This window comes from Cryptosporangium japonicum, from assembly GCF_039524755.1.
Classification (GTDB): domain Bacteria; phylum Actinomycetota; class Actinomycetes; order Mycobacteriales; family Cryptosporangiaceae; genus Cryptosporangium; species Cryptosporangium japonicum.
Map to the genome: position 1 here is coordinate 118,885 of NZ_BAAAGX010000012.1, position 24,763 is coordinate 143,647.

Annotated in this window: 26 protein-coding genes; 13 read left to right on the forward strand and 13 right to left on the reverse strand. The window is 70.5% G+C overall.

The window, feature by feature from the left end; genetic code table 11:
- The first annotated feature begins 101 nt into the window (after positions 1-101).
- From ABD437_RS16030 to ABD437_RS16045, 4 genes are all read left to right on the forward strand, one after another.
- Positions 102-2,084 (forward strand): DEDD exonuclease domain-containing protein, encoded by a 1,983-nt coding sequence (locus ABD437_RS16030; protein ID WP_344649637.1) that lies wholly within the window; start codon positions 102-104, stop codon positions 2,082-2,084.
- Positions 2,062-2,835, forward strand: coding sequence for an NUDIX hydrolase (locus ABD437_RS16035; RefSeq protein WP_344649638.1), 774 nt, complete (start codon positions 2,062-2,064; stop codon positions 2,833-2,835). The genes ABD437_RS16030 and ABD437_RS16035 overlap by 23 nt, the downstream gene beginning before the upstream one ends.
- Complete coding sequence (locus ABD437_RS16040) at positions 2,832-3,662, forward strand: sugar phosphate nucleotidyltransferase (RefSeq protein WP_344649639.1); 831 nt, start codon at positions 2,832-2,834, stop codon at positions 3,660-3,662. The genes ABD437_RS16035 and ABD437_RS16040 overlap by 4 nt, the downstream gene beginning before the upstream one ends.
- Positions 3,663-3,726: 64 nt before the next feature.
- Entirely contained in the window at positions 3,727-4,014 is a 288-nt protein-coding gene (locus ABD437_RS16045; RefSeq protein WP_344649640.1) for an Lrp/AsnC family transcriptional regulator, read from the forward strand.
- A 1,701-nt stretch (positions 4,015-5,715) separates the two neighbouring features.
- Here the strand turns inward: ABD437_RS16045 and qcrB are convergent.
- The 4 genes from qcrB to ctaE are packed head-to-tail and all read right to left on the reverse strand — an operon-like array spanning position 5,716 to position 9,779.
- Positions 5,716-7,332 carry a cytochrome bc1 complex cytochrome b subunit gene (gene qcrB / locus ABD437_RS16050; RefSeq protein ID WP_344649641.1) on the reverse strand — a complete coding sequence of 539 codons (1,617 nt, stop codon included), beginning with the start codon at positions 7,330-7,332 and terminating at the stop codon, positions 5,716-5,718.
- Entirely contained in the window at positions 7,332-8,396 is a 1,065-nt protein-coding gene (qcrA, locus tag ABD437_RS16055; RefSeq protein WP_344649642.1) for a cytochrome bc1 complex Rieske iron-sulfur subunit, read from the reverse strand. Before qcrA ends, qcrB begins: the two co-directional genes overlap by 1 nt.
- Positions 8,393-9,187: a cytochrome bc1 complex diheme cytochrome c subunit gene (qcrC, locus tag ABD437_RS16060; RefSeq protein ID WP_344649643.1), complete on the reverse strand. Its 795-nt coding sequence runs from the start codon at positions 9,185-9,187 to the stop codon at positions 8,393-8,395. The genes qcrA and qcrC overlap by 4 nt, the downstream gene beginning before the upstream one ends.
- A gap of 43 nt (positions 9,188-9,230) precedes the next feature.
- On the reverse strand, positions 9,231-9,779 hold the full coding sequence (gene ctaE, locus ABD437_RS16065) for an aa3-type cytochrome oxidase subunit III (RefSeq protein WP_425558166.1): 549 nt from the start codon (positions 9,777-9,779) through the stop codon (positions 9,231-9,233).
- A gap of 143 nt (positions 9,780-9,922) precedes the next feature.
- Between ctaE and ABD437_RS16070 the strand changes: the two genes are divergently transcribed.
- The 4 genes from ABD437_RS16070 to ABD437_RS16085 all read left to right on the forward strand — a co-directional run bounded on the left by ABD437_RS16070 (position 9,923) and on the right by ABD437_RS16085 (position 13,314).
- Positions 9,923-10,891 carry a cytochrome c oxidase assembly protein gene (locus tag ABD437_RS16070; protein WP_344649645.1) on the forward strand — a complete coding sequence of 323 codons (969 nt, stop codon included), beginning with the start codon at positions 9,923-9,925 and terminating at the stop codon, positions 10,889-10,891.
- 48 nt (positions 10,892-10,939) lie between these two features.
- Positions 10,940-11,350 (forward strand): hypothetical protein, encoded by a 411-nt coding sequence (locus ABD437_RS16075; RefSeq protein ID WP_344649646.1) that lies wholly within the window; start codon positions 10,940-10,942, stop codon positions 11,348-11,350.
- Positions 11,347-12,372 (forward strand): anthranilate phosphoribosyltransferase, encoded by a 1,026-nt coding sequence (trpD, locus tag ABD437_RS16080; RefSeq protein ID WP_344649647.1) that lies wholly within the window; start codon positions 11,347-11,349, stop codon positions 12,370-12,372. The genes ABD437_RS16075 and trpD overlap by 4 nt, the downstream gene beginning before the upstream one ends.
- A 258-nt stretch (positions 12,373-12,630) precedes the next feature.
- Entirely contained in the window at positions 12,631-13,314 is a 684-nt protein-coding gene (locus ABD437_RS16085) for a nucleotidyltransferase domain-containing protein (protein ID WP_344649648.1), read from the forward strand.
- 153 nt (positions 13,315-13,467) lie between these two features.
- Here the strand turns inward: ABD437_RS16085 and ABD437_RS16090 are convergent, their stop codons facing one another.
- Together ABD437_RS16090 and ctaC are read right to left on the reverse strand one after the other, a co-directional pair.
- A complete protein-coding gene (locus ABD437_RS16090; RefSeq protein WP_344649649.1) occupies positions 13,468-13,884 on the reverse strand; it encodes a cytochrome c oxidase subunit 4 in 417 nt (138 codons plus the stop codon).
- Between the two features lie 11 nt (positions 13,885-13,895).
- Positions 13,896-14,795 carry an aa3-type cytochrome oxidase subunit II gene (gene ctaC / locus ABD437_RS16095; RefSeq protein WP_486304006.1) on the reverse strand — a complete coding sequence of 300 codons (900 nt, stop codon included), beginning with the start codon at positions 14,793-14,795 and terminating at the stop codon, positions 13,896-13,898.
- 135 nt (positions 14,796-14,930) lie between these two features.
- On the opposite strand from ctaC, the gene ABD437_RS16100 reads away from it, so the two are divergent.
- Together ABD437_RS16100 and ABD437_RS16105 are read left to right on the forward strand one after the other, a co-directional pair.
- A complete protein-coding gene (locus ABD437_RS16100) occupies positions 14,931-16,100 on the forward strand; it encodes a cysteine desulfurase family protein (protein ID WP_344649651.1) in 1,170 nt (389 codons plus the stop codon).
- Entirely contained in the window at positions 16,097-16,315 is a 219-nt protein-coding gene (locus ABD437_RS16105; protein WP_344649652.1) for a sulfurtransferase TusA family protein, read from the forward strand. The genes ABD437_RS16100 and ABD437_RS16105 overlap by 4 nt, the downstream gene beginning before the upstream one ends.
- Here the strand turns inward: ABD437_RS16105 and ABD437_RS16110 are convergent.
- The 3 genes from ABD437_RS16110 to ABD437_RS16120 all read right to left on the reverse strand — a co-directional run bounded on the left by ABD437_RS16110 (position 16,312) and on the right by ABD437_RS16120 (position 18,995).
- Positions 16,312-17,289 carry a carbohydrate kinase family protein gene (locus ABD437_RS16110; protein WP_344649653.1) on the reverse strand — a complete coding sequence of 326 codons (978 nt, stop codon included), beginning with the start codon at positions 17,287-17,289 and terminating at the stop codon, positions 16,312-16,314. The two genes, ABD437_RS16105 and ABD437_RS16110, sit on opposite strands and share 4 nt — an antisense overlap.
- A 132-nt stretch (positions 17,290-17,421) precedes the next feature.
- Positions 17,422-17,784 (reverse strand): HesB/IscA family protein, encoded by a 363-nt coding sequence (locus tag ABD437_RS16115; protein ID WP_344649654.1) that lies wholly within the window; start codon positions 17,782-17,784, stop codon positions 17,422-17,424.
- Between the two features lie 80 nt (positions 17,785-17,864).
- On the reverse strand, positions 17,865-18,995 hold the full coding sequence (locus ABD437_RS16120; protein WP_344649655.1) for a glycerate kinase family protein: 1,131 nt from the start codon (positions 18,993-18,995) through the stop codon (positions 17,865-17,867).
- A gap of 125 nt (positions 18,996-19,120) precedes the next feature.
- Here ABD437_RS16120 and nadA point away from each other — a divergent pair, with 125 nt between their 5' ends.
- Positions 19,121-20,323, forward strand: coding sequence for a quinolinate synthase NadA (gene nadA, locus ABD437_RS16125; RefSeq protein WP_344649656.1), 1,203 nt, complete (start codon positions 19,121-19,123; stop codon positions 20,321-20,323).
- Between the two features lie 92 nt (positions 20,324-20,415).
- Positions 20,416-20,958: a DUF3043 domain-containing protein gene (locus tag ABD437_RS16130; RefSeq protein WP_344649657.1), complete on the forward strand. Its 543-nt coding sequence runs from the start codon at positions 20,416-20,418 to the stop codon at positions 20,956-20,958.
- Here ABD437_RS16130 and ABD437_RS16135 read toward each other — a convergent pair.
- From ABD437_RS16135 to ABD437_RS16145, 3 genes are read right to left on the reverse strand one after another with little or no spacing between them, the layout of a single operon-like run.
- Entirely contained in the window at positions 20,936-21,886 is a 951-nt protein-coding gene (locus tag ABD437_RS16135; protein ID WP_344649658.1) for an ABC transporter ATP-binding protein, read from the reverse strand. The two genes, ABD437_RS16130 and ABD437_RS16135, sit on opposite strands and share 23 nt — an antisense overlap.
- Positions 21,883-22,680 (reverse strand): ABC transporter permease, encoded by a 798-nt coding sequence (locus ABD437_RS16140; RefSeq protein ID WP_344649659.1) that lies wholly within the window; start codon positions 22,678-22,680, stop codon positions 21,883-21,885. Before ABD437_RS16140 ends, ABD437_RS16135 begins: the two co-directional genes overlap by 4 nt.
- Entirely contained in the window at positions 22,673-23,389 is a 717-nt protein-coding gene (locus ABD437_RS16145) for an ABC transporter permease (RefSeq protein WP_344649660.1), read from the reverse strand. Before ABD437_RS16145 ends, ABD437_RS16140 begins: the two co-directional genes overlap by 8 nt.
- Before the next feature lie 174 nt (positions 23,390-23,563).
- Here ABD437_RS16145 and ABD437_RS16150 point away from each other — a divergent pair, with 174 nt between their 5' ends.
- Positions 23,564-24,562 carry an aldo/keto reductase family protein gene (locus tag ABD437_RS16150; protein WP_344649661.1) on the forward strand — a complete coding sequence of 333 codons (999 nt, stop codon included), beginning with the start codon at positions 23,564-23,566 and terminating at the stop codon, positions 24,560-24,562.
- Between the two features lie 3 nt (positions 24,563-24,565).
- Here the strand turns inward: ABD437_RS16150 and ABD437_RS16155 are convergent, their stop codons facing one another.
- Positions 24,566-24,754: a hypothetical protein gene (locus tag ABD437_RS16155; RefSeq protein WP_344649662.1), complete on the reverse strand. Its 189-nt coding sequence runs from the start codon at positions 24,752-24,754 to the stop codon at positions 24,566-24,568.
- Positions 24,755-24,763: the final 9 nt, after the last annotated feature.

The following is a 24,763-nucleotide window of genomic DNA, read 5'->3' on the forward strand; positions in this document are numbered from 1 at the left end:
CTTCCACTCCTGGTCGCCGACGGCCGCACGACGGACCACGTCTGACCAGGTGAACCTGGCTCGGTCGAGTTTTTGTCCCACCCTCCCCCTACGGTCAGCCCATGCAACAGCACGGCTCGTCGACCACAACCCCCAAGGGCTGGGTTCAGTCGACGTTCGACGAACTCGGCCAGCCCCTGCGGGAGACCACGTTCGTCGTGGTCGACCTCGAGACCACCGGCGGCGCTCCCGGCGGTTCGGCCATCACCGAGATCGGTGCGGTCAAGGTGCGCGGCGGCGAGGTGCTCGGCGAGTTCCAGACCCTCGTCGATCCGGGGATCGGCATTCCGCCGTTCATCACCGTGCTCACCGGCATCACCGACGCGATGGTGGCGGCGGCGCCACCGATTCCCGAGGTGCTGCCGGCCTTTCTGGAGTTCGCGCGCGGCTCCGTGCTGGTCGCGCACAACGCGCCGTTCGACCTGAGCCATCTGAAGGCCGCCTGCGAGGCCCACGGCATGGTGTGGCCGGGGTTCCGGAAGGTCGACACCGCCGTGCTGGCCCGCCGGGCACTCAGCCGCGACGAGGTGCGCAACTGCAAACTCAGCACGCTCGCGGCGTTCTTCCGCTCCCCCACCACGCCGGTGCACCGCGCGCTGGCCGACGCGCAGGCCACTGTGCACGTTCTGCACAGCCTGATGGAGCGGCTGGGCAACCTCGGCATCCAGACCTTGGAAGAGCTCGAGACGTTCACCACGCAGGTGTCGGAGGCCCAGCGTCGCAAGCGGCACCTGGCGGTCGGCGTGCCGAACGCGCCGGGCGTCTACCTCTTCCGCGACGCACGTGACCGGCCGCTCTACGTGGGCACCAGCAAAGACCTGCGCTCGCGGGTCCGGCAGTACTTCGTCTCGTCGGAGCAGCGGTCGCGGATGGCCGAGATGATCAACGCGGCCGAACGCATCGAGGCCATCGTGTGCGCGCACTCGCTCGAGGCCGAGGTCCGCGAGCTCCGCCTGATCGCGGCGCACAAGCCGCCGTACAACCGGCGTTCCAAGCATCCCGAGCGGCGGCTGTGGCTCCGGCTCACCACCGACGCCTACCCCCGGCTGTCGGTGGTGCGCCAGGCCCGTGACGACGGCACCGCGTACCTCGGACCGTTCTCGTCCCGCCGCTCGGCCGAGGCCGCCGCCACCGCGGTGTACGAGGTGCTGCCGCTGCGCCAGTGCGGTGGCGTGCTGTCGACGCGCAAGACCAGCCCCGCCTGCGCGCTCGCGGAGATCCGCAAGTGCGAGGCGCCGTGCGAGCACCGCGTCTCGGTCGAGGCGTACGGGCGCCACGCCACCGCGTTCCGGGAGGCGGTCCAGGGCGACCCGTCGCGATTGGTCGAGCGGTTGCTGCGCCGGATCGAGTCGCTGGCGGACCGGCAGCGCTACGAGGAGGCCGCGGTAGCCAGAAACCGGTTGTCGACGCTCCTGCGCGCGGTCATCCGGTCGCAGCGCACCCGGGCCATCAGCGACGTGCCCGAGCTGGTCGCCGCCCGCGCCGACGGGAGCGGCGGCTGGGAGATCTCGGTCGTGCGTCACGGGCGGCTGGCCGCGGCCGGCCGGGCCGCGCGCGGTGTGCCGCCGATGCCGGTCGTCGACCAGCTGGTGGCGTCCGCCGAAACCGTGGAGCGCGATCCGGCGTCCGAAGGCCTCCACCTGGAGGAGATCGAGCGGGTGCTGGCCTGGGTGGAGCGTCCGGAGACGAGGTTGGTGAAGGTCGACACGGTCTGGTCCTCGCCGGCCCGCGGCGCCGGGCGCTGGGCCGAGTTGCTCAGCCGCATCGAGGCCGGGCGGCACAGCGCCGACCCCTTCGGTGACCGGCGCCGCCTGCGTCCGGAAGCCCGACCGGCGGTGCCCGTCACGATGACCGCACCGGGGCGCTCTAACCTGTCGACTCATGGCGTCCGCGAACCCGAGTCGATTCCGCACGGTCCGGGCGGCGGCACACCGCACGGCGATCGGGGTGTTCCGGCGCCTCCCGCTGCGAGTGCGCCGCAACGTGGTCCGGCTGGCCACGCCGAACTACACCCTCGGCTCGGTGGTGCTCCTCCGCGACCATGACGACCGCCTGCTGCTGGTACGCCAGCCACCCGCCACCGGGTGGTCGCTTCCGGGTGGCCTCCTCGACCGGCGCGAACACCCACGCGACGCCGCGGTACGGGAAGTGCGTGAGGAGATCGGGGTGTCGCTGGATCCCGACACGGTGACCCCGATCGTGCCGAACGCCCACGTCAATCCGTGGGTGCAGCAGGTCGATCTGATCTTCACCGCCACGGTGGACGCGGACGACATCGTGCTGACCGTCGACGAGGTGGAGATCGGTGAGGCGCGTTGGTTCACGCTGGAGGCCCTGCCGCCGCTGACCGGGCCCACGTTCCGTCTGTTGGGCCGGGCCGGGCTGGTGTCGCCCGACGCGGCCCCCGACGCTCCGTCCCCGGCCCCGGAGGCGCTCCCGGCGGCCGGGTCTCGTCCTGACCCGGCTGACGCGCCGGACGCGAGCTCTGCTTCGGTCGCCGGGCAGGACGAGTCGGTGGCCGAGCCCGGGTCCCGCGCGGATGACCTGACGAAGGCCAGCGAGTCGGCGGCCGACGCTGAACCCTCGGAGCGGAACGGTGCTGCTGTGGGAGCGGTGAGGCAGGTCGGTTCTCCGGGGGCTATGTCGGCGCCGGCGACGGTCATGGGGGCGGTGCTCGACGGAGGGGCCGAGCGTACGGACGCTGTGCTCGCGGAGCCCGGCGAGGCCTTCGGTGATCCCGAAGCCACCACCCGGGCCGACTCGCCCACCGTTCCCGCGGAGAAGGAAAGTTCGTGAGCGAGCGCGGGCTCTGTGCGGTCGTGCTGGCCGCCGGAGCGGGCACCCGGTTGCGCCCGCTCACCGAGATACGTCCCAAGGCGCTGTGCCCGGTCGGCACCATCACGCTGCTCGATCGTGCGCTCGATCGGCTGGCCGAACACGGGCTCGCCGGGCCCGATCGAGTCGCCGTGAACGCTCATCACCACGCCGAGCAGGTGGTCGCCGCGGTGGCCGGGCGGGCGACCAGCTCGGTCGAGCAGCCGGAGGCGCTCGGCACCGCGGGGGCCATCGGTGCTCTGCGTGAGTGGGTCGCCGGTCGGGACGTGCTGGTCGTGAACGCCGACGCGTATCTCGCCGGGGCGCTTCCCGGGGCCTTCCTCGGGGACTGGTCCGGCGAGCAGCCACGGCTGCTGGTCGTCGACGCCGGCGATCGTCGACGTGATTTCGACCGGTGGCGGTTCGCCGGGGTCTCGCTGCTGCCCGCCGCCGAGGCGGCCGTCTTGCGCCCCGAACCGACCGGGCTCTACGAGGTCGTCTGGCGCGCCGCCTGGGCCGCCGGCCACCTGGAGCTGACCCCGTTCACCGGCACGTTCGTCGACTGCGGCACGCCCGCCGACTACCTGGCCGCGAACCTCCACGCCCGCACCGCCGACGTCGGGAACCTCCTCGGGGTCGATCCGAGCGCGATCGTCACCGGGGAGGTCAACGAGTCGGTCGTCGGTGCGGGAGCGGTGGTCGAGGGCCGTATCACTCGGTGCGTGGTCTGGCCCGGTGCCCGTGTGGAGAAGGGCGAGGACCTCACCGACGTCGTTCGTGCTGGAGGTGGCCTCTCCGTCTCCGTCTGAGTCGCGGTGGTTAGGCTGGCCGCACCGCGGGACGGACCGCGGAGGAGTCCGAGGAGCGTCCACCGTGATCACGTCGATCGTGATGATCAGCTGCGAGACCGACTCGATCCCCGAGGTCGCCCAGACCCTCGCCGATCTGCCCGGCGTCAGTGAGGTGTACTCCACCGCGGGCAACGTCGACCTGATCGCGATCGTGCGGGTGCATCAGTTCGACGACATCGCCGAGGTCATCGCCGGGCGCATCAGCAAGGTGCCGGGCATCGTCGACACCGAGACGCACATCGCCTTCCGCGCCTACTCGCGCCACGACCTGGACGCCGCCTTCTCCATCGGCCTCGAAGACGCCGACTGACCCACTCGGCCCGCCCCACGCACCCGAAGAGCGCTCACGGCCCGCGCGGCACTTGACGCTCAATACTCCGCACGGACGCACAGCGCTCCTGGAACGCGCGGCCGCACACACGCGGACACTCCGCGCCGACGTGCAGCGCCAACAACCCGCGCGGCTACTCCCGCGCTCAAACGCTCCGCGCGGCCATTCCTACGCTCAAACGCTCCGCGGGGCCACTCCTACGCCCAACGCTCCGCATGACCACGCAGCGCTCAAATCCTGTGCTCAAACGCTCGCGCTCGCACATGGCCGCTCACGTACCCCGCGGACACATAGCACCCAGGCGCCCCATGCGAAGTCCCGACCCACCGCAAGTACTCGGGCCTACGACAACTACTCGGGCCTACCCAGCCGTGGATAGGCCCGAAAAGCGGGCGAGCGTCCCGCGCACGGCAGCCCCGCGCACACGCCCGCCCGCGCAGACCGGCTCCGCACAAACGCCGGATCCACGCGTAGAAGTCCGGCGAACCGCAGCCTCACGAGCCCGACATCCCCTCGCGCGACAGCCCGCGCGCGCCTCAACCTCCCCGAACGCAGCACGCGTGCGCAGGACAACACCGCACGCACAACAACCCACGCCCTCCTCCGCGCACGCCGTCCTCCGCGCACGCCGTCCTCCGCGCACGCCGCACTCCAGGCCTTGCACAGCCCATGCGCGCATGCCAGCTCTACGCCTGACACCGTCTAGCGTGACAGCACCCGCGCCCACCTCACGCATGGCAGGAGCCTGCGCAACGGCGCCCTACCTACGACGGCTCCACGCCGCTTCCGTCCCCGCCAGCCCTGGCACACAGAGCAGCCCACCGCACTCGCCGACTCCACGCGCGCGGCAGGTGGAGTCGCACACCTCAGCCCTACAGGCACGAAAGTTCCTCGGGTAACCGCGTCCGCGCGCCTCACGCCCGACACACGACAGAACCCCATCCAGGACTACCTCACGCCAGCCCTCGCACAGCAGCCCACGCGAGCACGCCGACTTCAGGCACACGCCAGCCCCACGGACACAACAGCTCGTCGCCTAGCCGCGCCCGCGTACCTCAACAGCACGGCGCACGACAACACCGTAAGCACGACAGTCTCACGTTGGCCTCCGTGCACTCCAGTCTCGGGCGCACAACAGCGCCTCGCGTAACCGCGCCCGCGCCTCTCAACCGCACATCTGGAAGGACTCTGCGCACAACAACGCCAGACCCACGACTACCTCACGCCGGCCTCGACGCACGACAGCCCGCGTACACAGCAGCCCACGCGCACGCCGGCTCCGCGCGCGGCCGCCCTTTCGCATCCCACGCGTCCATCAGCCCTTAGTGTGACGGCGTCCCGCAGCCCAGCCGCACGCATGACAGCAGCTGCGAATGATGTTCGCCCCGTGCCCAGCCCGCACCTGCCAGCCTTCGCACGCACGCACGCCTCCGCGCACGCCAACCCTGCACACTGCAGCCCACTGCCACGCGCACGCGCACGCCCGCCTGAGTGCGCATCACCACGGCCCGCATACGCCAGCCGCGTACATGTCAGCCCCGCACACGCCGGACCCCGCAAGACACCAGCGCCCCACGGACACCAGTGCCCCACGGACACCAGCGCCCCACAAACGGCACCGCTCTGCGGACAGCACGAGGCCCCGCCGATCGGCGATCGGCGGGGCCTCGTGGTCAAGCGTCAGTAGTTGCCGGAGTCCGAAGCTGAAGCTCCGCTCAGCTCCGACGGCTTCTTGCCGTCGGTGCCCGCCCCGACCGCGGTCTTCTCGACCTCCTGCGGCCGCTCGACCGGGATGAAGAAGCCCCGCACCGCGCGCCCACCGGCACCCAGCTTGTTCATCTTCTTCGGCACCGCGGCGCCGACGTACTCCAGGTGCGTGTGGCCGTGCTCGTCGGCCTCGCCCAGCGGCTGGTGCACCTCGATGAACTGGCCCGACGGCAGGCGCCGGATCATGCCGCTCTCCACACCGTGTGCCAGCACCTCACGGTCGTGCTGCTGCAGACCGAGGCAGATGCGGTAGGTGATGAAGTACGCGATCGGCGGGACGACGAACAGACCGATCCGGCCCGCCCACGTGGTCGCGTTGAGGCTGATGTCGAACTTGTCGGCGATGATGTCGTTGCCGCCCGAGAGCAGCAGCACGATGAAGAAGCTGATCGCCATCATGCCCAGGCCGGTGCGGGCAGGCGCGTCGCGCGGCCGCTGGAGCAGGTTGTGATGGGATCGGTCCTTGCCGTACTTCTGCTCCAGCCAGGGATACGCACCGGCGAGCGTGAACATCACGCCGGCGAGCACCACGGAAGGCCAGAACATCGCGGGGATCGTGTAGCCGAAGCTGCGGAACTCCCAGGCGGGCATCAACCGCACGGCGCCGTCGAGCCACATCATGTAGAAGTCGGGCTGCGAACCGGCGGAGACGACCGCCGCCTCGTACGGGCCGAACAGCCAGATCGGGTTGATCTGCACCAGGCCGCCGAGGCCGGCGATGACGCCGAACACCAGCATGAAGAAGCCGCCGGCCTTGGCCGCGAACCCGGGGAACATCCGGTGGCCGACCACGTTCTGCTCGGTGCGGCCCGGGCCGGGGAACTGGGTGTGCTTCTGCTTGACGAGCAGACCCATGTGCGCGGCGATCAGACCGAGGATCGCGGCGGGCAGGATCAGCACGTGGATGATGTAGAAGCGCTCCAGGATGAACTCACCCGGGAACTCCCCGCCGAACAGCGCGAAGGACACCCACGTACCGACGACCGGGATCGAGTAGATGATCGCGGACGCGATGCGCAGGCCCGTGCCGGAGAGCGCGTCGTCCGGGAGCGAGTAGCCGAGGAAGCCCTCGAACATGCCCAGGACGAACAGCGTCACGCCGATGACCCAGTTCAGCTCACGCGGGCGGCGGAACGCACCGGTGAAGAACGTGCGGAACATGTGGACGAGCATCGCCGCGACGAACATCAGCGCGGACCAGTGGTGGATCTGGCGCATGACCAGACCGCCCCGGACCTCGAACGAGATGTTCAGCGCCGAGTCGTACGCCTTCGACATCTCCACGCCCTGCAGCCGCGTGTAGACGCCGTCGTAGACGACCTCCTGCGGCGACGGGGTGAAGAACAGCGTCAGGAACGTGCCGCTCAGCAGCAGGACGACGAACGAGTACAGCGCGATCTCGCCCAGCATGAACGACCAGTGGTCGGGGAAAACCTTGTTGAACACGCGACGCATCGGCGTCGACGCTTCCAGCCGGTCGTCAGCCCAAGTTCCGACGGCCGCGGGTTTGATCTTCGGCAGCAAAGGCATTACGGACGCTCCCAGAAGGCCGGTCCGACGGCTTCCCTGAAGTCGCTCTGAGCGACGAAGTAGCCCTCTTCATCCACGGTAATAGGAAGCTGCGGAAGTCGCCTGGTGGCGGGACCGAAAATCGGCCGGCAGCTGTCCTTGACGTCGAACTGCGACTGGTGGCACGGGCACAGCAGCCGGTTCGTCTGCTGCTCGAAGAGGCTCGCCGGGCAACCGGCGTGGGTGCAGATCTTCGAGTAGGCGAAGTAGTTGCCGTAGTGCGCGTTCTCGTAGCCCTTACGCGGCTTGAACTCGGCCGCGTCCTCCTCACGGAGGTGGATGAGCAGGGTCGGCGAGTCGGCGTACTTGAGGCCGGTGCCGTGCGGGATACCCGGGAACACCGTCTCCAGACCGCCGGCCGAGACCTCGCCGGGGCGGATCGGGGTGCCGTCGTCGCGGACCAGCCGGACGCCCTCCTTGAACCCGGTGGTCCAGAGCGGCGAGGTCTCGCCGTCCGGGTGCGGGTCCTTGATCAGGGCGCCGAGCGGCATGATCGCCATGATGCCCAGCGGCGCCGCCCCGAGCGCGAGCGCGCCCTTGAGCAGCGGACGGCGCTTGATGCCGGTCTCGTCGACCATGTTCATGATCGTCGCGGCGGTCAGCGCACGCTCGTCGAGATTCGGGTTGTTGTCGTGCCGGTCCTGGACCGAGACCTCTTCCGGCATCAACTTCTTGACCCAGACGATGATCGCGGCGCCCAGCGAGAACAGCGCCACGCCCATCGTGAAGCCCAGCAGCGGCGTGTACAGCTTGTCCGCGTGGTAGCCCTGCTCGTACTCGTACGGCCAGGCCACGTAGATGACGATGAACGCCAGCGCGGAGAGGCCGGTCAGCGCGAGCAGGAACGCGATCGTGCGTTCGATGCGCTTCTCGCGCTTCGTGCCGGCGACCGCGAACCGCGGCTGGTAGTGGACGATCTCGACGCCGTCCCGCCGGGCACCTTCACGCACCAGGTCGAACTGGTTGTGCTTCGGGTCGGTCGGGTCGAATTCGACCTCGGTGCCGCTCCCGTGAGAGTCACTCATGACTTACCCGCAATCCACAGCGCCCCGAAGAGACACACCACGATGCCAATCGCGAAAATCACGACCATCTCCGGCACGGGGCCGGTGCGGCCGATTCCCCAGCCACCCGGGTCGGCGTCCGTCTTCTGCGTCTGGACGTAGGCGATGATCGCCTTCTTCTCGTCCGGCGTGAGCTGGTTGTCGCCGAAGACCGGCATGTTCTGCGGGCCGGTCAGCATGGCCGCGTAGATGTCCCGGTCGCTCGAGGGCTCCAGCGACGGCGCGTACTTGCCGGAGGAGAGAGCACCACCGTTGGACGAGAACGCGTGGCAGGAGGAGCAGTTCACGCGGAACAGCTCGCCACCGAGCGCCTCGTCGCCGCGCAGGTCACCGTCCGGGATCTGCGGGCCGCCACCGATGGACTGGATGTACGCGGCGAGCTGGTCGGTCTGCTCGTCGTTGAAGGCCGGCTGCTTGCGCTGGATCTGCGCTTCCTGGCGCGCCGCCGGCATGCGTCCGGTGGAGACCTGGAACTCGACCGATGCGGAACCGACGCCGATCAGGCTGGGGCCACGGTCCTTGACGCCCTGGGCGTTCTGCCCGTGGCAGGTGATGCAGCTCTCGTTGTAGAGCTTCTGCCCTTCGCGGACCGCGATCGAGCTGGAGGTCTCGTCGGCCTGCCCGGTCGGCGCGAACGTGGCGTACGCGCCGCCGATCAGACCGAGCGCCACCACGAGCATGACGGCGCGACCCAGGCGCCCAGCTCGATTGCGGTTCCGGCCGCGCCTACGGGCGGCGTCGGAGGCGGTCATTGATCCACCTTGTCGTTCGGAGAAACAGTCGTGACTGACGGGGTCATTGGACGAAGTAGATCGTCGCGAACAGGCCGATCCACACGACGTCGACGAAGTGCCAGTAGTACGAGACGACGATCGCGCTGGTGGCCTGGGCCGGCGTGAACGGGCCGAGCGTGCTGCGGCCCATCATCAACAGGAAGGCGATCAAGCCGCCGATCACGTGGAGACCGTGGAACCCGGTGGTCAGGTAGAACATCGTCCCGTAGCCGTTGGCCGGGATCGTCACGCCCTCGTGCACCAGGTGCTGGTACTCGTACGCCTGGCCGAGCACGAAGATCAGCCCCATCACGAACGTCAGCGCGAACCAGCGCCGCAGCCCGTAGACGTCACCGACCTCGGCGCGGAACACCCCGATCTGGCACGTCACCGAGGACAGCACCAGGATCGTCGTGAACACCAACGCGTACGGGACGTTGAGCTTCTCTGTCTCTTCCGCCCAGAGACGCTGACCCGGGCCGGAAGCTCGGATCGAGAAGTACATCGCGAACAGAGCCGCGAAGAACATGAGCTCGCTGGAGAGCCACACGATCGTTCCGACGCTGACCATGTTCGGGCGCGTCAGCGAGTGGATCTGGCTCTTCTCGATACTGGTCGTGGCCGTCGTCACGGGAGCATTATGTCCCGCACGAATCCCAGCGCACGCACCGGGTGCCTACGTCGTGTCGTAGATTCCGGCCTAAGGTGGAGGACGTGTCGGCCCCCACTGCTCTGACCAGCATTTCGGCCAGCTCCGAGCTAGCGCCGTTCACTCCGGCAACGCTGTTCACTGCCGCCAACCTCGACCAGTGGATGGCGATCGCGCTCGTCGTGGCCGCCGGTCTGTATCTCTACGGCGTCCACAAGCTGCGCGCCCGCGGCGACCGCTGGCCGATCGGACGAACACTCGCGTTCGTCCCCGGCGGGCTGGGCATCGTCGCGGTGGCGACGCTGTCCGGTCTGGGCACCTACGACGACACGCTCTTCAGCGCGCACATGGTGCAGCACATGCTGCTGAGCATGGTGGCGCCGATCCTGATGGCGCTCGGCGCACCGGTGACGCTGGCCCTGCGCACGCTGCCCCCGAAACCGAAGAGCTGGCTGCTCGGGTTCCTGCACAGCCGCTACTTCAAGCTGATCAGCCACCCGCTGATCGCGTTCACGTTCTTCATCGCGACGCCGTACGCGCTGTACCTCTCCGGCTGGTACCCGGCGACGCTGACCAGCACCTGGCTGCACGAGTTCACGCACGTGCACTTCATGGTCGTCGGGTCGCTGTTCTTCTGGCCGCTGATCGGCCTCGACCCGCTGCCGGGCCGGTGGCCCTACCCCGCGCGGGCGCTGATGATGATCATCTCGATGCCGCTGCACGCGGTGCTCGGCGTGATCATCATGCAGATGGCCGGGCGCATCGCCACCTCGTACTACGAGGGCCTCAACCTGAGCTGGGTGTCCCCGGCCACCGACCAGCAGGTCGGCGGCGGCCTGCTCTGGGCCTCCGGCGACCTGATCAGCCTGTTGATGCTGGCCGCGTTCGTCACCCAGTGGATCCGCTCGGACGAACGCACGGCGGCACGCATCGACCGCCAGCTCGACCGCACCACCGGTGAGGACAACGCGCTGGAGGCGTACAACGCGCACCTCGCCCGGCTGGCGGGCAGGCCGGCCACCGACCAGCGCTAGGATCCGCTCACAACGTCCCCGCAGCCGTCGCCCGTCGGGAGCCCCACTATGACGAACGCCTCGCCCGCCACCGTTCTCGTCTACAGCGACGACGCGGCCGTCCGGGAGCGGATCCGGATGGCCGTCGGGCGCCGTCCCGCGGCCGACATCGGTCCGATCACCTGGGTCGAGGCGAGCACGGGTGACGAGGTCGTCCGGCTGACCGACGCCGGCGGGCTCGACCTGCTGCTGCTCGACGCCGAGGCGTGGCCGACCGGCGGCATGGGCATCGCCCGTCAGCTCAAGCACGAGATCGACGACTGCCCGCCGGTCTGTCTCGTGCTGGCGCGCAAGGTCGACCGCTGGCTCGCGACCTGGTCCGAGGCCGACGCGGTGCTCTCCCACCCGCTCGACCCGGTGGCCGCCGCGACCACGGTGGCCGACGTGCTGCGCACCCAGCTGGGCGTCCCCGCCCGATGAATTGGCCCGTACTCCTCAACACGCTGCTGGCCCGGGAAGCACTCACCCCCGAGCAGACCACCTGGGCGATGAGCCAGATCATGGCCGGGGACGCCACCCCCGTGCAGATCGCCGCGTTCGCGATGGCGCTGCGCGCCAAGGGTGAGACCGCGGCGGAGATCGGCGGCCTGGTCGCGGGCATGCTCGCGGCCGCGACGCCGATCGACGTCTCACCGGACGCGGTCGACATCGTCGGTACCGGCGGGGACCAGGCGCACACCGTCAACATCTCGACGATGGCCGCGATCGTGGTCGCCGGGGCCGGCATCCCGGTCGTGAAGCACGGCAACCGCGCGGCCTCCAGCAGCACCGGCGCCGCTGACCTGCTCGAATACCTCGGCGTCCCGATCTCGATGACGCCCGAGCTGGCGTCGGTGTGCGTCCGTGAGGCCGGCATCGCGTTCTGCTTCGCGCCGATCTACCACCCCGGCATGCGTCACGCGGGCGTCCCGCGGAAGGAGATGGGCGTCCCGACGTTCTTCAACTTCCTCGGTCCGCTCACCAACCCGGGCCGGGTACGGGCCAGCGCGGTGGGCTGCGCGAACCTGCGGATGGCCCCGGTGATGGCCGAGGTCTTCGCGCAGCGCGGCGCCTCCGCGGTCGTGATGCGCGGCGAGGACGGCCTGGACGAGTTCACCACCACCGCGCCCACCCGGCTCTGGGTGGTCGCGGACGGCTCGGTCACCGAGACCGTGCTGGACGCGGCCGACCTCGGCGTTCCGCGGGCCGCCCGGGAGGATCTCCGGGGCGCCGACGCGGCGTTCAACGCGAAGGTGGCCCGCTCGGTACTGGCCGGTGAGCGCGGCCCGGTCCGCGACGCGGTGGTGCTCAACGCCGCCGCGGGCATCGCGGCGTTCGACGGGTTCTCCGGGGGCCTGGAAGCGTCGCTGCGTGCCGGTCTGGAGAAGGCCGCAGCGGCGATCGACTCCGGCTCCGCGAGCACCGCACTGGACCGCTGGATCGCCGTCGCCACCCAGGGCTGACCGCCCCGCGCGTGACCAACACAACGTTTGCACGCCTCCCCCGCACGGAGCGGCTCGGTCTACCGTTGCCGCAGGTGAGCCGCGTGCGAACAGCACACGGCCACGAGACAACAGTGCGTGAAGAAATGCTGACGAAACGTTCCGTCAGACCGGACCCGATGGGACACTTAGCCCGTGCCGCCCCCTCTCCCCCCGCGGGTTGCCGCCGCGGTGGCGGCGACAGTCGCAGACCTGGTTGCTGCCGGAACCTCCGGCGTCGTGCTGCTCGGTAGCCAGAGCCGAGGCGACGCCCACGAACACAGTGACGTCGATCTGGTGGCCCTCGGGAGCGGGCCGGAGTACACCCACCGCCAGCTCGGCGGGCTGCTCATGTCGGTGTCCTGGCGCACCGCCGACGCCGTGCGGGGCTCGTTCGCCGATCCGAAGCTCGCCGGCAGCACGGTTCCCGGGTGGCGCGGAGCGGTGATCCTGCACGACTCCGAGGGCCGGGCGAACGAGCTCGTCGCCGAGGCCGGGGCGTGGCGCTGGTCGGACATCGAGGGGCCCCGCCGGGCCTGGATCGCGGGCCAGATGACCGGGCGGGCCGAGGTCGTGCAGCGCCTGGTGGGGTCGCTGGCCGCGGGGCGGCGCACCTCCGCCGCCGTGACGCGCAACCGCCTCGCCACCCGGTTACCCGTGGTCGCCGCCGTGCACCACCGCATCCTCTACGACAGCGAGCACCGGCTGTTCGACCTGGTCGCCGACGCGATGGGGCCGTCCTGGCGCCGTTCGCAGGACGCGGCCCTGGGGCTGCGTGGCGAGCAGCTCCCCGACTCCTGCCGGGCCGCCCTGGGCCTCTACGCCCAGCTGGCGCCGGTGGTCGAGCCCTACCTGACCCCCGACCAGCAGGCCGTGGTCCGCTCCGCCGCCGAGTTGGCCTGGGCCGCCCAACACGCTGCGTGAAACAGCGAAGCCGACCCCCCGTAGGGGGTCGGCTTCTGTTCTGACCTGGAGCCCGCCCAGGGCGGCGCTGGCAGTCGAGCGCGAGACCGCCTCGTATAGCTGATACTCAAGGGCTCGCGCTCGCCTGTCAGCGTCGTTCTGGGCGGGCCGCCCTCAGTGCTCGCCCGTGCGGGTGTAGTACTCGAACAGCAGACCCGTGACGGCGAACAGGACCGCGATGACGCCGAGGGCGATCAGCCACGGGAACCAGTAGGCCACGCCGAGCCCGGCGATCGACGCCGCGACCGCGATGCCGAACGGCCAGTAGCTACCCGGGCTGAAGAACCCCAGGTCGCCGGCGCCTTCGGAGATCTCCGCGTCCGACCGGTCCTCGGGGCGGGCCTCGATGCGCCGCGCCACCAGCGAGAAGAACTGGCCACACATGCCGCACAGCAGACCCGACAGGATCAGCGCGACGACGCCGACCCACTCGGTGCCCTCGTCGATCTTCGACGTCCAGACGCCGTACACCGCCGCCATCGCGAACAGGAACAGGGCGAGCAGGTTGAAGATCCTGGATTCGCTCTTCATAGCCGCTTCTCCTAGCTCGGCGTACGCGCGGTGCGGTCGGTGTTGAACGGCGTCGTCGTGGTGGCGACGGGCGACTCACCGATCTGCTGCAGCGCGTCGTGGGTCGACGCCCCGGTCTTCTTCGCCTCGATGAACTGGTCGAACTTCTCCGGCGTCACCGCACGGAGCTCGAAGTTCATGTTCGCGTGGTAGGTGCCGCAGAGCTCGGCGCACCGGCCGACGTACGCGCCCTCTTCACCGGGGTTGATCGTCGCTTCGAACGAGTTCGTCCGACCCGGGACCACGTCACGCTTGAACAGCAGCGCGGGCACCCAGAACGAGTGGATGACGTCGTTCGAGGTCTCGACGAACCGGATCCGCTGACCGGTCGGCACGACCAGGACCGGGATCTCCTCGGTGGACCCGACGGTGCCGATCGGCTGCCGCTCGGTGTCGAGCTCCTCGGGGTAGAGGAACTGCCAGTTCCACTTGAAGGCGACGACCGAGACCGTGACGTCCGGGTTGGCCTTCTGCTTGTCCACGTACGTCTGGACGATCGCGGTGTAGTAGAAGAGCACCGCGATGATCAGGAACGGGACCGCCGTGTACAGGATCTCGATCGGCAGGTTGAACCGCGTCTGCACCGGCAGTTCGTCGCTCTTCTTGCGGTAGCGGATGACCGCCCAGAAGATCAGGCCCCAGACGAACACACCGACGGCGAGCGCGGCGATGACCGAGCCGGTCCAGAGGTCCATCATCTGCTCGGCCTGCGGGGTGATGCCCTTGGGCCACCCGAACCGGAGCACTTCCTCGGTGGAGCAGCCGGACAGCAGCAGCGCCATCGACCCGGCAATGCCGGTGACAGCGGCGATGCGCCCGGCGCGAGAACGCCGACCACGACGTTCGGCACTCGCTGACGGGTTTGCCCCCACCAGTCGCCCTCCTCATCGGCGCCCGACGACCTGCTTGAGTCGGGTCTCAATCCCTTCGACCGAACGTAGACTACTGGACCCCCGTGACGCGGACCCGCAGGGGTCGGCGACGCGCCGGGGGTAGCGTTTCGAATCGTGTCCGACCAGCAAGTACCACCAATACGGACGTACTTCGACGCTGCCACTGCGGTGCCCCTCCACCCCGTGGCCAAACAGGCCTTCGCCGCCGCACTCGACGACGGGTGGGCCGATCCGGCCCGTCTGTACACCGAGTCCCGGCGGGCCGGGCAGCTGCTCGACGCCGCGAGGGCAGTGGTCGCCGAGGTGGTCGGTGCGCGATCGGACGAGGTCACGTTCTGCGCGAACGGGTCGGTGGCCGCACACCTGGCCGTGCTCGGTGGCCTGGCCGGGCGGCGCCGCGCCGGCTCCGTGTTCGTCCACTCCGCAGTGGAACACTCCGCCGTCCTGCACGCCGCCGTCCGGCACACCGCCGGGCCGCACGGTACGGCCGTACCGGTGGGAGTGGACCGGGCCGGGCGGGTGTCCACGTCGGCCTTCGCCGATGCGCTCGCCGCGCCGGGCGTCGCGCTGGCCGCGTTGATGAGCGCGAACCACGAGGTCGGCACCGTGCAACCGGTCGCCGAGGTGGCGGCGGCGTGCGCGGCGGCGGGGGTTCCGCTGTACGTGGACGCCGCCCAGACGCTGGGCCGTGCTCCGGTGCCGAGCGGCTGGTCGTTGCTGACCGGGAGCGCGCGCAAGTGGGGTGGCCCGGCCGGGGTGGGCGTGCTGGTGGTGCGTACCGGCACGCGCTGGACCTCGCCCTATCCCGCGGACGAGCGGGAACGCGGGCGCTTTCCCGGGGCGTCGAACCTGCCGGCGATCGTCGCGGCCGCCGCCTCACTGCGCGCGGCGCACGCGGAGGCCGGGGCCGAGGCCGCGCGGTTGAGCCCGCTGATCGATCGCATCCGGGAGCGGGTGGCGGCCACCGTGCCCGACGTCGACGTGGTGGGTGACCCGGTGGACCGGTTGCCGAACCTGGTCACGTTCTCGTGCCTGTACGTCGACGGGGAGGCGCTGCTGCACGCGCTGGACGCCCGGGGGTTCGCGGTGTCGTCCGGGTCGTCGTGCACGTCCTCGACGCTCTCCCCCTCGCACGTGCTGGAGGCGATGGGGGTGCTGTCGCACGGCAACGTGCGGGTGTCGCTGCACTCCGGCACCACCGAGGCGGAGGTGGAGCGGTTCCTCACCGAGCTCCCGGCGATCGTCGCCGAGTTGCGAGCCACCGCCGGGGTGACCGGGCTGTGACACCCGATCTCACGCTGGACTGCCTGGGGATGCGCTGCCCGCTGCCGGTGATCCAGCTGGCCCGGCGCATTTCCGAGGTGCCGGTGGGCGGGGTCGTCCGCGTACTCGCCGACGACCCCGCCGCCCGGAACGACATCCCGGCCTGGTGTCGCATGAAGTCCCACGGGTACCTAGGCACCGAGGGCACCGCACACGACGTCCGCAGACTGGTCTAGCTCGCGAGGTGCGCGGCGACCTCTTCGGCGGCGCGGTCGCCGTAGTCGTCGCCCAGGCGCTTGACGAACTCGGTCGTGTCGACCGAGTACTCCTGCGTACCGACGGTCTCGAGCACGTACGTGGCCAGCAGGTTGCCCACCTCGGCCGCCCGGCGCAGGTCCAGCCCCCAGGACAGCGCGGTGAGGAACCCGGCCCGGAAGCCGTCGCCGACGCCGGTCGGGTCGGCCTTCACCGCCTCGGTGGCGCACTCCACGTGGATCCGCTCGATGCCCCGGCCGACGATCTCGACGCCGTCCTTGCCGAGCGTGGTGACCCGGATCTCGACCCGGTCGAGCAGCTCGTCCGCCGAGTAGCCGGTCTTGTTCTCCAGGAGCGTCTTCTCGTACTCGTTGGTGAACAGGAACGCGGCCCCGTCGATGAGCTGGCGGGTCTGCTCCCCGGTCATGCGGGCGAGCTGCTGCGACGGGTCGGCGGCGAACCGCAGGCCCCGCTGCCGGCACTCGGCGGTGTGGCGAACCATCGCCTCCGGGTCGTTGGCGCCGATCAGCACCAGGTCGAGCCCGCCGACGCGGGTGTCGATCGGGCCGAGCTCGATGTTGCGGGCCTCACTCATCGCGCCCGCGTAGAACGACGCGATCTGGCACATGTCGTCGTCGGTGGTGCAGACGAACCGGGACGTGTGCGCGTACTCGGAGACGTGCACGGAGTCGCAGTCGACGCCGTGGCGCTCGAGCCAGGAGCGGTAGTCGGCGAAGTCGTTGCCGACCGCGCCGACGAGGATGCCGCGCAGGCCGAGCTGACCCATCCCGAACGCGATGTTGGCGGCGACGCCGCCCCGTCGGACGACCAGGTCGTCCACCAGGAACGACAGGGAGACCCGGTCGAGCTGGTCGGGCATCAGCTGGGTGGCGAACCGGCCCGGGAAGTGCATCAAATGGTCGGTCGCGATCGACCCGGTGACGGCGATTTTCATCCGGGGTGGTCTCCATCCGGGGTTAACAGCACGAGGGCACCGGGATTACCCGGAGAACGCAAACGGCGAACAGCCTAATGCACGCGAAACGGCGCCCACCACTGGTGAGCGCCGTTGCGAAAAGCTAAATACTCAGTGGAACGAGTCGCCGCAGGCGCAGGACCCGGTCGCGTTCGGGTTGTCGATCGTGAAGCCCTGCTTCTCGATCGTGTCGACGAAGTCGATCGTCGCGCCGCCCAGGTAGGGCTTGCTCATCCGGTCGACCGCCACCTCGACGCCACTGAAGTCGAGGATCGTGTCACCGTCGAGCGAGCGCTCGTCGAAGAAAAGCTGGTACCGGAGGCCCGAGCAGCCACCGGGCTGGACGGCGATGCGCAGGCGCAGGTCGTCCCGGCCCTCCTGGTCGAGCAGGGCCTTGACCTTGCTGGCGGCGCCGTCGGTGAGGACGACCCCGTCGCTGGTCGGGGCGTGCTCGTGGGTGTCGGAGACGGTCACAATCGCTCCCGTTGTGTCGCTGGTCAACTACCGGGACAACCGAAGGGGTCCCGGCGTCCATTCCCATGGTTGCACAAGATTCAGCGAACTGATCGGGGCCGACTCCAGTCCCGTGCGGTGCGGGCCGCCAAATCGCTCAGGACCTCGGCGGCCGAACCCATCGCGCGCTCCAGCCCGGCGTGTTCGACCAGCGATCGCGCCTCGTCGACGTGGGCGGCCGCGGCCTCCTGGCGTCCCACCGCCACCCGCCCGGCCAGTACGACGCACGGCGCGCCGTGCTCGGCCGCGGCCGAGGCGACCCCGGCGACGACCTTCCCGCGCAGCGACTGGTAGTCGAACGATCCTTCGCCGGTGATCACTAGGTCGGCCTCCGCGACCGCGGCGTCGAAGCCGATCAGCCGCCGCACCAGCCCGATCCCGGCCTCGCGCCGGCCGCCGAGCGCGAGCAGGGCCACCCCGAGGCCACCGGCCGCGCCGGCGCCGGGCAGGTTCCCCACGTCCACGGGGCATCCCGGCAGGTCACGCTCCAGCACCGTGGCCCAGTGCGCCAGCGCGGCGTCCAGGATCTGGACGTCGTTGTCGGACGCGCCCTTCTGCGGCCCGTACACCGCCGACGCGCCGTGAATGCCGGTCAGCGGGTTGTCGACGTCGGTCGCGGCCACGATCTGCACGCCGCGCAGCGCCGGGACGCCGGCCAGGCCCTCGCAGACGCGCAGCGCCGCGCCGCCGGGCGGCAGCGCGGTGCCGGACACCCCGACCGGCCCGGCTCCGAGCGCGGCCAGCAGCCCCGCTCCCCCGTCGTTGGTGACGCTGCCACCGAGCCCGATCACCGCGGTGCGGGCGCCGGCCTCGACCGCGGCGGCGAGCAGCAGCCCGAGCCCGTAGGTGGTGGTGACCTTCGGGTCGCGTTCGGGCGCGGGTACGAGCTGGAGCCCGGCCACCGTCGCGCACTCGAGGTAGGCCACGTCGTCGAGCAGCAGGAACGAGGCGTCGAGCTCCTCCATGCGCGGACCACGCGCCCTCACCGGCACCAGCGTGCCGCCGAGCGTGGCGCGAATCACCTCGACCAGCCCCGGGCCGCCGTCGGACAGCGGACGCGTGACGACGGTGTCGTCGGGCGCCTCCCGGGCCCACCCGGCCGCGATCGCGGCCGCCGCCTCGCCGGCCGACAACGTCCCGCCAAAACTGTCCGGAGCCACGAGTACGCGCATGCGCCACATGGTGCCGGAAAACCCGCTCACGAGGTTGTGCTCAAAGTGATCAGCACCACTGGCCGAAACGCGACCACATGACACGATGATTAACCCCGCGGTAATACGCGTCGATCGGAGTGAACGTGAGCACCGACCTCGGGCTTCCGGCCCTGACCGCTCAGGGATTCGCGGAGCCCTCCCCCACCGCCGCCGCGTTGCTCCTGCTCGGCCGGGGCACCGACCCCGAGTCCGAGCGCGGGGTGGACTGCCCGGGGGACCTTCCGGCCGCGTCCGACCCGGGTCTCGTCGAGCGGGCCCACGTCGCCCGCGAGAAGCTCGGTGACCGCGCGTTCGTACTCGGCCACCACTACCAGCGCGACGAGGTCATCCAGTTCGCCGACGTCACCGGCGACTCGTTCAAGCTCGCCCGCGACGCCGCCGCGCGTCCGGACGCCGAGTACATCGTCTTCTGCGGTGTGCACTTCATGGCCGAGTCGGCCGACATCCTCACCGGCCCCGGCCAGCGCGTGATCCTGCCCGACCTGGCGGCCGGCTGCTCGATGGCCGACATGGCCACCGATCAGCAGGTCGACGAGGCGTGGGAGGTGCTGACGGACGCCGGGGTCGCCGACGCCACGGTGCCGGTCAGCTACATGAACTCCTCCGCCGCGATCAAGGGCTTCACCGGTCGCCACGGCGGCACGATCTGCACGTCGTCGAACGCGAAGAAGGCGTTGGACTGGGCCTTCACCCAGGGCGAGAAGGTGCTGTTCCTGCCCGACCAGCACCTCGGCCGCAACACCGCGGTGCTGGAGCTCGGGCAGAGCCTCGACGACTGCGTGCTGTTCGACCCGCACAAGCCCGGCGGCGGCCTCACGCCCCAGCAACTGCGCGACGCGACGATGATCCTCTGGAAGGGCCACTGCTCGGTGCACGGCCGGTTCAGCCTCGACTCGGTGCTCGACGTGCGCGACCGGATCCCCGGCGTCAACGTGCTGGTGCACCCGGAGTGCCGCCACGAGGTCGTGACGGCGGCCGATCATGTCGGCTCGACCGAGTACATCATCAAGATGCTCGACGCCGCGCCGGCCGGTTCGTCGTGGGCGATCGGCACCGAGCTGAACCTGGTGCGCCGCCTCGCGCTCGCGCACCCGGACAAGACGATCGTGTTCCTCGACCGCACGGTGTGCTTCTGCTCGACGATGAACCGAATCGACCTGCCGCACCTGGTGTGGTCGCTGGAGTCGCTGGCGCGCGGCGAGGTCGTCAACCAGATCACCGTCGATTCCGAAACCGCCCACTTCGCCCGAGTTGCGCTCGACCAGATGCTGGCGCTGCCGGGGTGATCGGCTGACCGGGCCGATACGCTGGTCAGGTGAGCCTTCTCCGTCGTAAGTCCACGCCCGTTTCCGACGAAGTCCCGGAGACGGTCGAGCCGGTGTCCGAGCCCACGGGCAAGGCTTACACCCCCGGTAAGGGCCGGCCGACGCCGAAGCGCACCGCGAACAGCCGGCCCCGCAACGTGACGGCCGCCGCCACGCCGACGGACAAGAAGGCCATGCGCGCCAAGATGCGCGAGGAGCGCTCCCGGGCGTACGAGGGCATGCGCCGGGGCGAGGAGAAGTACCTCAGCCCGCGGGACAAGGGCCCGGTGCGGCGGCTCGTGCGCGACCTGGTCGACGCCCGGCGCAACGTCGGGTCGTACTTCCTGATCGGCGCGCTGGCCGTGCTGCTGTTCTCGCAGCCGCAGTGGCCGTCGGCGGTGCGGTTCGGGGCCAACATCCTCTGGCTGCTGCTGATCGTGGCGATCCTGGCCGACGTGTTCCTGATCTCGCGCCTGATCCGCAAGAACGTGCGCGAACGGTTCCCGAACGCGCCCGACAAGCTCGGCGGCCTGACGTTCTACGGCGTGATGCGCTCGGTGCAGTTCCGCCGCATGCGCACCCCGGGCCCGCAGGTCAAGATCGGCGAAAAAGTCTAGTAATCACCTCCTCGATCGCGGGCTCGACCACTTTCAGGTCCCGTAGCGGGGCCGCCGCGGCGACGGCGGCCACCACGGCCGGGAGCGGGCCGTCCAGCACGAGCGTCTGGCGTCGCCCGTCGGCCTCCACGGACTCGGTGGTGGCCCCGGGCACGTCCAGCCGCTCGTGCGGCTCGTCGAGTTCGACGACGAGCCGGCGGCGGGAGCCGTAGCGCTCGTGCAGGGCCGCGAGCGTGCCGTCGTGCACCACCCGGCCGTGGTCCACGACGACGAGACGCCCGCAGAGCCGCTCGATGTCGGCCAGGTCGTGCGTGGTGAGCACCAGCGTCGTGCCGTACCGCTGGTTCAGCTCGGCCAGGAAACCGCGCACCGCTTCCTTGCTGACGACGTCCAGGCCGATCGTCGGCTCGTCGAGGAACAGCAGTTCGGGGTCGTGCAGCAGGGCGGCCGTGAGCTCGCCGCGCATCCGCTGGCCCAGCGAGAGCTGGCGGACCGGCGTGGCCAGGAACTCGTCCAGGTCGAGCAGGTCGCGGCACTCCGCCAGCCGCTTCGCGTGGTCGGTGGGGGGCACGCGGTACACCGACCGGAGCAGCGTGAACGACTCGGCCAGCGGCAGATCCCACCACAGCTGGCTGCGCTGCCCGAACACCGCTCCGATGCGGCGGGCCAGCCGGGCCCGCTCGGGTACCGGGTCGAGACCGCACACGCGCACGGTTCCGCTCGACGGCGTCAGGATGCCGGTGAGCATTTTGAGCGTGGTGGATTTCCCGGCGCCGTTCGGACCGAGGTAGCCGACCATCTCGCCGGGCTCGATCCGCAGGTCGACGCCGTCCACGGCACTCACCGTGCGGCGCTCCCGCCGGAAGCGGCCGGCCTTCGCCCACACCGTGAAGTCCTTGCGGAGCCCGTCCGCGGCGACGACGCTCATGAGCCGGTGCTCTGGTAGTGGCGGACGCCGACGCGCCAGATCCCGGCCGCCGCGAACGCCCACACGACGCTGACCGCGGGCGCGGCCCAGTGCGACCAGGCCGGGGTGCCCAGCGGGTCGGTGCGCCCCAGCAGCGCGAGCGCGGGCAGGTACCCGACCGAGGCCAGCCCGAGCGCGAACCCGAACAGCTTGCCGAACCACGCGCCGTACATCGCGGTCGGATAGCTCGCGAAATCGCGGCCTCCGTACGTCACCGCGTTCACCACTTCTCCTCCGTCCACCAGCCAGAACATCGTCGCGGCGCCGGCCGTGAAGATCGCTGCGTAACTGACCGCTCCGGCGAGCGGGGCGACGGCCGCGAGCAGCACGCGCGCCGGCGTCCACTCGATGTCGGCCACCCGGAGCGCGACCCCGTAGGTGCACAGTCCCTGCACGATCCGGCCGGCCCGCCGGATCGAGAAGTCGAGCACGACCAGCTGCCCGAACGTGGAGAGCGGCCGGAGCAGGACCGCGTCGAGCAGCCCGGTGCGCAGGTACTGCGGCACCCGCTCGAGGTTGCCGACGGCGACGTCCGCGAGTTGGAACGCCAGCTGGGCCAGGCCGGTCATGAGCAGCACCGCGCCGATGCCGAACCCGGCCAGGCTCGGCGTCACCCGGAACACGGCGAGCAGCACCAGCACGTCGATCGTCGTGATCCCGGCGTTGAGGACCAGGTCGAACGTGAACGAGAGCCGGTACTGCAGCTGACCGCGGATCTGGGCGGCCAGCAGCTTGGCGTACGCGTTCTCAGCCACCCTGCACCACCAGCCGGCGCACGGCCACCCGCTGAGCCGACGCCGCCGCCGCGAGCGTCAGCCCGGCGGCGAGGGCACCACCGGCGACGAGCGTGACCGCGCTGCCCCGCTCCAGCAGCACGTCCAGCGGTGCCTGCAGCATCCACGGGAACGGCGTGCACCACAGCACGGCCTGCGCCCACTCCGGGAAGAACGGGATCGGCACCGCCAACCCGGTGAACAACGTGCCGCCGACCAGCCACAACGTGCCCGGCCCACGGGCGTCCAGCCACCAGAACGCCAGCAGGTTGATCAGGTAGCGGGTCGCGAAGCTCGTCACGGTGGCGAACACCACCGAGGCCACCACGGCGAGCCAGGTGATCGGGTGCTCCGGCCAGCGCAGCGGGAAGAAGAGGGCACCGACCGCGAGCGGCACGGTGAGCCGCACGGCCAGCGCGTGGAGCGCGCGGCCGAGGTCCACCGCGAGGAACGACACCAGCGGATCCACCGGACGCAGCAGGTCGGCGACGATGTCACCGGTGCGGATGCGGTCGGCCAACTCGTTCCACTGGAACACCTGGACGACGCCGATCAGCCCCTGGCCGGCCCACGCGAACATCGCGAGCGCCGCGGCGTCGTACCCGGCGACGGCGCCGTTGGCGGCCACGGCCAGCAGCACGTAGGTCTTGAGGAACCCGAAGACCGAGTTCGTGAACGCGGACGCGAGCATGGCCCGCCGATACGTGGAATGACGTCGAAAACCGGCCCTGATCAGGGCGACGAACGCCGGCACCGCAGCTGGCTCCCCTCGGGTGATGTGCTCGGATGAGCCACCACGCCGCGCACCCCGATCGGTGCCCGCCGCCGGCCGGCGAACGTCCAGAGTAGTACTACGGTCGGGTTCATGGAATTCCGCACACTCGGTCGTTCCGGGCTCTACATCTCCGAGATCGCCTACGGCAACTGGATCACCCACGGCTCGCAGGTCGAGCAGGACGCCGCGATCGCGTGCGTCCGCACCGCGCTCGACGCGGGCGTGACGACGTTCGACACGGCGGACGTGTACGCCGGTACCCGCGCCGAGACGGTGCTCGCCGCGGCGCTGGAGGGCGTGCGGCGCGCGGACTACGAGCTGTTCACGAAGGTCTACTTCCCGGTCGGCCGGGGCCGCAACGCGCGCGGGCTCTCCCGCAAGCACATCTTCGAGGGCATCGACGGGTCACTGCGCCGCCTGAAGACCGACTACGTGGACCTGTACCAGGCCCACCGGTACGACTACGAGACCCCGCTCGAGGAGACGATGCTGGCGTTCGCCGACGTCGTGCGGGCGGGCAAGGCGCTCTACATCGGTGTCTCCGAGTGGCGCGCCGAGGAGATCGCCCGCGCCGCCGACCTGGCCCGGGAGCTGCGTGTCCCGCTGGTCTCCAACCAGCCGCAGTACAGCATGCTCTGGCGGGTCATCGAGACCGAGGTCATCCCGGCCAGCGTGGAGGCCGGTCTCGGTCAGATCGTGTTCTCACCGATCGCGCAGGGCGTGCTCACCGGCAAGTACAAGCCGGGTCAGCCGGCACCGGCCGGCTCGCGGGCGACCGACGAGAAGGGCGGCGCGGACTTCGTCAAGCGTTTCCTCCGCGACGACGTGCTGACCCGCGTGCAGCAGCTGGCGCCGCTGGCCGACCAGGCCGGGCTGACCCCGGCCCAGCTGGCGGTGGCCTGGGTGCTGCAGAACCCGAACGTGTCCGCGGCGATCATCGGCGCTTCCCGGCCCGAGCAGGTCACCGAGAACGTCGCGGCGTCCGGTGTCCGGCTCGACGCCGACCTCCTGAAGGCGATCGACGACGCCCTCGACCCGGTGGTGGAGCGGGACCCGGGCCTGACCCGCTCCCCCCGTACCCGGCCCTGAGCGCTACTCGGCCGTCAAGGGCATCGCGTACTCGACGCGGCCGTTCTCTTCGAGGGTGACCTCGTCGACGCCGGTGGCCAGGAGCTCACGCCACTGTTCGCCGAGCCAGCTCTCGGCGTCGGACTGGCTGGGGAACTCCTCGGAGACCTGACCCTGGTCACTGCTGCCCGCGTACCGCCACTGCCATGTCATTCCCCGAAC